Below are 7,944 nucleotides of genomic sequence, written 5' to 3'. Positions count from 1 at the left end.
AGCTTCCCCAGCCTCCCCTGCTCCCCCAGCTTTGCCACCTCACGAAATCGCGTTGCTCCCTCTCAACTTGAGAAAGTTCCTCTTGTGTTGGCTGCGATGTTACAGACTTCTTGAGAATCAGTAACTCAGATTTTTTGATAGGTTTCATGTTTATCCAAATGTCAAAAGCTTTAGGCAAAAAACAGATGCAACTTGAAATTGAGTAAACGCCTCATTTATAGTGTGTGATTTAGGCAAGATTGAACAAGTAGTGAAAACAAGATAATTTGTTCGGTCTATCACGCAACTGACGGCAAATGCCAAGATAGAAGAAGCTAATAAAAACCCCAACCTCAATCAAAGGGTGGGGAATAACTAAAATAAGATTACTACCATGATCGTACAACTAAATACCTGTTCAACCACCATTCATGGGGAGGTGGCTCTATGAACAAACCCTCCTCTAGACGCAAAAAGGCTACTTCTGCTGCATCTAGCGAGCCAAAGCCAGCACTTGAGCCGGAAAAGGAAAACCCAGCTTCAGTCACGATTGAGGTGACAGCGCTCGTTGTTCCAGAAGAATTGTCAGAGTCAGAGCAGCACGACCGCCTGCACTTGGAGAGGAAGGTAGAACATGCTTTTTATGAAGCGGGTAAGGCTTTGACCGAGTTACGCGATCGCAGGTTGTACCGTTCGACTCACCGCACTTTTGAAGAATACTGCCGCGATCGCTTTGGCTTTACCCGTATGGCAGCGGCTCTGAAAATAGCATCTGTGAAAGTCATTGATAATTTGTCAACCAATGGTTTACAAAATGCGCCAAGCACTGAAGATGGTTTACAAATTTTGCCAACGAATGAACGGCAAGTGCGCCCAATGACAAATCTAGAACCCCAGCAACAACGAGAAGTATGGCAGCAAGCAGTAAATAAAGCTGGTGGTAAGATTCCCTCTGGTCGCATAGTCCAGGATATTGTAGATAAAATACGTGAGCGAACCAAAGTTCCCAATCCCTACCGAGAGGGTGAAATCTGCATTCTTTTGCCCAAAGACAACCCTGACTTGCGGGGTAAGGGCGGTTGCTGGGGTGTGATTGCTCATGTTGGGGATTACAGTTGCACAGTCGGGACATGGGACGGTGACTATACAGTAAAGATAGAACACCTGAAATTAGTGGAACTGCTAGAGGAAGATTGTAAATTCATGCAACAGTTATGTATGCGATTGCGGCAGTTGCATCAAGTGGCCAGCCGTGACCCGTCTGTGGATTGGCTGTTGCAGGGTTTGGGCAAGCAAGCGAAACCTTATCTGTCATCATTGCAGGCGAAGCTACTGGCGGCGATGGAACGGGAGTATAAGCTGAGTTGGAAGCAGCAGAAGTGATGCAGTGATGCAACAATGCAATAAATTAAGTCGTTATATGTTGGGCGATCGCTTCGATGAAATAATAGAAACGCAGCTTCAGTTCAATAAGTGCTGGTAGCGTTAAGCAATTTATCTGCATTGTTTTTCAATTTTGACAAGTGGCTGTTTGGATAGTATGCCAATTAGAAGCTTTTGAACGGATTTGTTGAAGTTCCAATGGAGAAATCCGCTCTAAATTACGCAAAATTTGAGTCATGCGTGGCTGGTTTTTGAGCTTGTCATAATGACGAGCCAGGAAGTCCCAGTAAAAAAAGTTGAAAGGACAGGCATTATCGGTACTGCGCTCGCGGGGATTATAAGCACAATTTTTGCAGTAGTCGCTCATGTTGTTGATGTAGTTAGCAGAAGCAGCATAGGGTTTAGATGCAATCATTCCACCATCAGCAAACTGCCCCATACCAATGACATTAGTCTGCATCACCCAATCGTAGCCATCAATAAAGGCGGCATGAAACCAGTCTTTGAGTTCTTGGGGTGAAATGCCAGCAATCAAAGCAAAGTTGTTCAAGACCATCAACCGTTGAATATGGTGGGCATAACCGATTTGTTTGACCTGAGTTAAAATCTGGTGTAGACAATTCATCTGTGTATCGCCAGTCCAATAAAAAGCAGGCAGTGGATGAGTATGGTTAAACCAGTTAGTTGATGGATATCGATCGTCTAGGTAAACATAAACACCATGCATATACTCTCGCCAACCTAACACTTGGCGGATGAAGCCTTCAATGCTGTTTAGCTCCCAGTGACTGCTGTTGTCTAAATATGCTTGTTCTACTGCTTGATGTGACTTGAAGAAGATTTTGGACAGGTTTGGAAGAAGAAATTGGACAAGTTGCAAGCTGAAATACTTATAACTTCGTTAAGAAAAAAATAAAGCAATTGTCCATTTGGAAGAAGAAAATGGACATGATAACAAAAATAGAACAAGAAAGTGGACACAAATGCAATAAACTGAAAAGGAGAATTAAACGCCAATCAATGCTTACATCCCAAGAGTTTGAGCAATGGTGTAGTCAACTCAAGCTGACCCAAAATTCCCGTTGTCTTATAGCTCAGATTCGCTCTGTTCCACCATCTCGGAGAGTACAAGGGAATTATGGCAATGTTTGTGGTAATTATTGCAGTCAAAAGATGGGCCATACCATACAGTTTGAATCTCATCGGGGAGAATTAGCACATATTATTGACAAATTAGAGCATAACCGACAAGTTTTAGAATATTACGACCAACCGCCACCAATAGAATTAAATTACGTTTCAAAAAGTAATCGTCAAGTTCGTACAAGCCATACTCCAGATTTTTTTGTAATCGAAGTCAACTGGGCAGGATGGGAAGAATTTAAACCAATTAGTGAATTAATCAAAAAAGCACAACAACAACCAAATCGCTACGTTCAAGATGAAGCCGGAAATTGGTTTTGCCCACCAGGAGAAGAATATGCTCAAAAATACGGACTTAACTATCGGCTGAGGACAGATATCGAACAAAATGTAATTCGATTAAGAAATTATCAATGGTTAGAGCCATATTTTCAAGAAAAAGAGTCCTATAAAAGTAAGAGTAATAATCAAAAAATAGTATCTATAGTCAAAGGGAATCCTGGAATAACTTATAGTGAATTGCTATTAACCATAACTGGAATTAGCCCTGATGAAATCAATAGTTTAATTGCCCAAGAAAAGCTGTTTATCAATTTTAATACTGCCCCATTAGCCGAACCCGACCTTGTTCATATTTTCCCCACATTAGAACAAGCTGAATTGTCTGAAAAAAAAGGATTATCAGATTTAACGGAAGATACCTCAAGTCAAGGTAACGAAGAAGTTCAACAACTACTGCTCAAAGCACGTCCTGAAGATTTAGAAACCGCTACTGCTCGGTATGAGGCCATAAAGCCATACTTAGAAGAAAATTCTCCACCTATTACCAAAGCCAGTCGCAGTATTCGTCGTTGGCGTAAACAATATCAGCAAGCACAAAAACTATATGGAGAAAATCATGGTTATGTAGGCCTACTCCCGAAACATTTAGATAAAGGCCATCATCAAAAACTAGAACCAGCACTCTTAGATTTTATGGCAGAATTCATTAAAAAACATTACTTTACTGCCAAAAATAGACGAGTTAGTGGAGTCTATCGAGAATTTCAATTAGCCTGTAGTCAACAAGAACCTTCTTTTAAACCACCCTCAGAGAAAACATTTCGCGAGCAAATTAAAAGACAAAAAAATTATCAACTCACCCTAGCCCGCCAAGGCTCAAAAATAGCCAAACAAACTAAACCATTTGGCTCAAACAGTGGAATGCCCAAAGATGGAGAATTACCTTGGGAAAATGCTCATATTGACCACACTTACTTAGATATTAACCTAGTTACTTCCTTAATTTCCCTAGCAACTTGTAATATTAGTAGTGCTATTGGCAGCGAACAAATGAGCTTAGGTCGTTGTTGGGCAACTTTTCTGGTAGATGGTTATAGTAAAAGAATTTTAGCAGTTTATCTTTCCTTTGAAGCACCCAGTTACCGTAGTTGTCTAATGGTAATTCGGATTTGTGTCAAAAGGTTTGGTCGATTACCTCAAACCATAATTACCGATAATGGAAAAGAGTTCCATAGTGTTTATTTTAAACAACTTTTAGCTTATTACAAATGCAACCATAAATACCGCCCATCAGGAGAACCTCGTTATGGAAGTCCCGTGGAAAGAGTGTTTGGCACAACTAACACGTTATGGTTGCATGAATTACAAGGAAATACTCAAATTCTCAAAAATACCAGACAAATAACCAAGTCTGTTAACCCCATTCATCAAGCTGTCTGGACAATTGGTGAGCTTTATCAATCATTAGAAACATGGGCTTATTCAATTTATGATAACCGACTTAATTCTAGTTTAGGACTTTCCCCATTTCAAGCTTATGAAACTGGTATTCAATTAGGAGGGGAAAGAGAAAGTCGTCGTTTGGAATATGACCAAACTTTTTTAATTTTAACCTTACCTTCTCCCCATAGTGGCGATACCCGGAGCGTACAGCCTGGAAGGGGAGTGAAGGTGAACCATATTTATTACTGGTGTCATGCTTTCCGCAATCCAGAAGTGGAGAAAACAGCAGTTTTGGTCAAAATTGACCCCTTCAATGTGAGTGTTGCCTATAGCTATGTTAAAGGGCTTTGGCATGAATGCACCTCGAATCATTATCCCTATCTACAAGGACGTACAGAAAAAGAACTGCAAGTTATCAGTAGTGACTTACGCCAACGCAAAAAACATCAAGGTCAGGCGACTGTTTTGTCTAATACTGAATTAATGGAGCATTTACAAGGGGCTTATCAAGTCGAAGAAAAATTGCTTAAACAACGCCTACAAGCATTAGAAAATAAAACGGTACTTAATCTGATTGAAGGAAAAGAATTTTCTCAAAATAGTCTTCAAATGACTCACTTTCATGATATAGAAAATAATTCAGAAGTCTTAGTAAATCAGGCTGATAATGAAGAAACTCTTGAATCTTACGGAGAATTTTAATAAATGGAACAAAAGCACTTACCTCAAGAATTATTAAAAGCTTCGATATCTGAAAAGGTCACATTTTTTGTGAATTATACAATGGCTCATCCTCATCTAATTCAGACTTTTAATGAGGTGATGCAATCAGTTTATCAAGCACCAGGGATTTCCTTAATTTTTGTAGTAGGAGCCACTGGAGTCGGGAAAACTACCTTACTGCGCCGTTTAGAGCAAAAACTAACTGAGAAAGCTTTACCCGAATTACAGCACAACCAGGGTAAAGTTCCTGTAATTGGTTTAGAAGCTAAAGCCCCAGAATTTAGTCAATTTGATTGGAAAGATTTTTATATTCGTCTGTTAAAGGTGTTAAATGAACCTTTAATTGAAAAAAAGATTAATTATGGGCAATCTTGCTCAAAGTGGCGAAGTGCGGTGGAGTCGACTTTAATTCATCGTTCTCCCGATGCTTTTTATATTGATGAAGCCCATCATCTTGCTATGTTACCTAGTGGTCGAAAATTAAAGGATCAACCTGAAACTCTCAAATCTTTAGCCAATCTAACTCAAGTTAAGATTATTCCTACTGGAACTTATGATTTGTTACCTTTAATTGATTTAGGAGATCAGTTATGCCGGAGAAGCAAAACAATTCATTTTCAACGGTATCATGCTGAAAATTCACAAGAAGCTAAAGCTTTTAAAAGTGTGCTTCAAACTTTTAGCCAATATCTTCCTTTATCTCAACAACCTGACTTATTATCTAACTGGGAATTTCTCTATGAGAGAAGTTTAGGTTGTGTAGGCATTCTTAAAAATTGGCTTTCTGTAACACTTAATGATGTTTTAGATAATGATAGAAATGCTCGAACTATTACTTTATCTGATTTACAACGTCATGCTTTAGGGGTACGCCAATGTTTAGTCATCCTGAAATCTATCACCATAGGTGAACAACAACTACAAGAATCACCAGAGGATTTACTCAACCTACAAAAAGGCTTGAAATTAGTTTCTTTAGCTCATGGTATTGCTCAGGAAAAAAACACCCAAGGCAAAAAAGATAAGAAAAATACTCACTCGCCAATTGCACAAACTTCTCCTCGCCGTTATCCCTTAAAAAATCAAGAGCCAGAAAAGGAGGATAAGGAAACAGAAATCTTTCAATCCTTATGATTCTTGGAGCTTAACGATTCAAAATCTACCTAAAAGGAGCCAGCTTTATTCTCTGCAACCAATAGGTTTAGGAACTCCTGACACTGAGAGTTTAAGTAGCTATTTACATAGATTAGCACAGCATCATTACCTTCGACCTTGGCAGCTTTATACCTATGAACTTCTTCCTTTGATTCAACATCATGAATATTTATTACATAAAGATACTAAAAAAACTTCCCTTAAACAGATATTTTTAACAAACAAAAAAACTAGCTCTAATTTATCAGTTATAAATGGACTTCAATCTATTACTCCAGTCATTGTCACAGCTATAGAGCAATTAACATCTCGTCAAGATTTATACTCTTTAACTTTAATGAGTTGGCTGAAAGTTTTTGATTCACCAGAGTTGCTTTTTAAACCTTCTTGTGCTTGGTGTCCTTATTGTTATCAAGCTTGGCGAGAGCAAAGGCAAGTTATTTATATTCCTTTACTCTGGTTAATTGAATATGTTAAATTCTGCCCTCAACATCAGATTTCTCTAGAGAATACCTGTCCTTCTTGCAATCAAAAAATGCTAAATTTTTGTCAACCAGGTTATTGTTCTCATTGTGGAGAATGGTTAGGTCAAACAAAGTATCCCTTAAAGTTGACTAGTTATTTTCGCTCGATGGGATATTTGTCAACCTATCAACGCAACATCTCTTACTTACAAGAGTTAATTGCGATTACACCTTATTTATCAAAACAACCTCAGATTCAAGATGTCTATTCATACCTTCATGAACGTTGCGTGCATCTTGATGAACAAGGCTTAAAAGACCTTTCTTTTTCATTCTGGATGAGTTCCCACTTAATCGCTAAACCTCAAAGCTGTGACAATGCTTATAAACCACGCATTTCTTTGCATTTTCTTTCTGAAGTTTTTCGTTGTTTTAATATAACTCCTCGTCAACTTTTCCTTTAATTTTTCTGACTGTTATCTTTTTCACCTTTTTGAAAGGTAAAGTTGGACATCTGCTTTTGGAAGGTAAAGTTGGACAACCTGTCCAAAATCTTCTTCAAGTCACACTTGAACAACTGACAATGGATGAAGTAATCCAAGATTAAGATAAGGAGAAAGCATAGCGTGCCACATAGTCTGCTCTCCTGTGAGCATTGCGTCCTGATAAGGGCCAAAGGCAGACAATCGAGTTTGGACAAAAAACTTCAGCACTTGTAGTGCTTGCTGCCGTGTCACTCCCCAACGAAATGGCTCAAGGAGCCAATAACTTTGACTTTCTTTAAATGCTTCAGATTGCTTGATAAAGTTGATAACATCTTGTGTAATCGAGTCAGGCTCAAACCATAAAGCTTCTGGTAAGGTCAGCTTGCCTTTGGGGGGTTTACGATTCTGCCGGTCAAAGTTCCATCGTCCGCCAACGGCTTTGTTCCCCTCCATGAGAATGTTGAACCGCTGTCGCCCTTGACGGTAAAAGTCCTCCATGGGCGTATCTAGCGTTTGGGGGAGGGGGAACTAACGTGCCAGACTCCGTAGCAAGTGGGAAGATATCTGTGTGGCTAAGACTTCAGGTTCTAGGTTTTGATTTTGGACAACGAGTAGATCGTAAAGAGTCCAATTAATCGTACCAATAATGCTGTTAATAGTAATTTGAACATTAAGTGCAGGTGGATTGAGGAATATCCCTTGAGCAATACCATCTTCAATAATGGTCAATAAAATATTGCGATAGTTTAGTCGCGCCGACTGAAGTTGTTCAGTTGCTGCGATGTCACCATAACCGACTTGCATGAAGAATAGTTTGATTAGTCCTTGATGCTGATGGAAATAACGCAATGTAAGCAAAACAACCATCTGCATAGCCTCTATTGGAT

5 protein-coding genes and 2 pseudogenes are annotated in these 7,944 nt (G+C 39.2%); 4 read left to right on the top strand and 3 right to left on the bottom strand.

Going from position 1 to position 7,944, the window contains the following annotated elements; translation table 11 throughout:
* Nucleotides 1–426 precede the first annotated feature (426 nt).
* Nucleotides 427–1,362 (top strand): hypothetical protein, encoded by a 936-nt coding sequence (locus I8752_RS20520; RefSeq protein ID WP_214434142.1) that lies wholly within the window; start codon nt 427–429, stop codon nt 1,360–1,362.
* Between the two features lie 127 nt (nt 1,363–1,489).
* On the opposite strand, the pseudogene I8752_RS20515 reads toward I8752_RS20520, so the two are convergent.
* Nucleotides 1,490–2,185: pseudogene (locus I8752_RS20515) on the bottom strand (cryptochrome/photolyase family protein); the annotation flags it as partial.
* A gap of 197 nt (nt 2,186–2,382) precedes the next feature.
* On the opposite strand from I8752_RS20515, the gene I8752_RS20510 reads away from it, so the two are divergent.
* From I8752_RS20510 to I8752_RS20500, 3 genes are read left to right on the top strand one after another with little or no spacing between them, the layout of a single operon-like run.
* The gene (locus I8752_RS20510; protein WP_214434141.1) at nt 2,383–4,932 is read left to right on the top strand and encodes a DDE-type integrase/transposase/recombinase; all 2,550 of its coding nucleotides are present in this window, start codon (nt 2,383–2,385) and stop codon (nt 4,930–4,932) included.
* Between the two features lie 3 nt (nt 4,933–4,935).
* A complete protein-coding gene (locus I8752_RS20505; protein WP_214434140.1) occupies nt 4,936–6,087 on the top strand; it encodes an ATP-binding protein in 1,152 nt (383 codons plus the stop codon).
* On the top strand, nt 6,035–7,036 hold the full coding sequence (locus tag I8752_RS20500) for a TniQ family protein (RefSeq protein ID WP_214434143.1): 1,002 nt from the start codon (nt 6,035–6,037) through the stop codon (nt 7,034–7,036). Before I8752_RS20505 ends, I8752_RS20500 begins: the two co-directional genes overlap by 53 nt.
* Nucleotides 7,037–7,141: 105 nt before the next feature.
* On the opposite strand, the pseudogene I8752_RS20495 reads toward I8752_RS20500, so the two are convergent.
* Nucleotides 7,142–7,555, bottom strand: a pseudogene (locus tag I8752_RS20495) (cryptochrome/photolyase family protein); the annotation flags it as partial.
* Nucleotides 7,556–7,585: 30 nt separating this feature from the next.
* A partial coding sequence (locus I8752_RS20490) for a hypothetical protein (RefSeq protein WP_214434138.1) occupies nt 7,586–7,944 on the bottom strand: 359 nt, incomplete at its 5' end.

The organism is Dendronalium phyllosphericum CENA369 (assembly GCF_016056275.1).
GTDB classification, from domain to species: domain Bacteria; phylum Cyanobacteriota; class Cyanobacteriia; order Cyanobacteriales; family Nostocaceae; genus Dendronalium; species Dendronalium phyllosphericum.
This window is presented reverse-complemented; position numbering and strand designations above follow the sequence as displayed.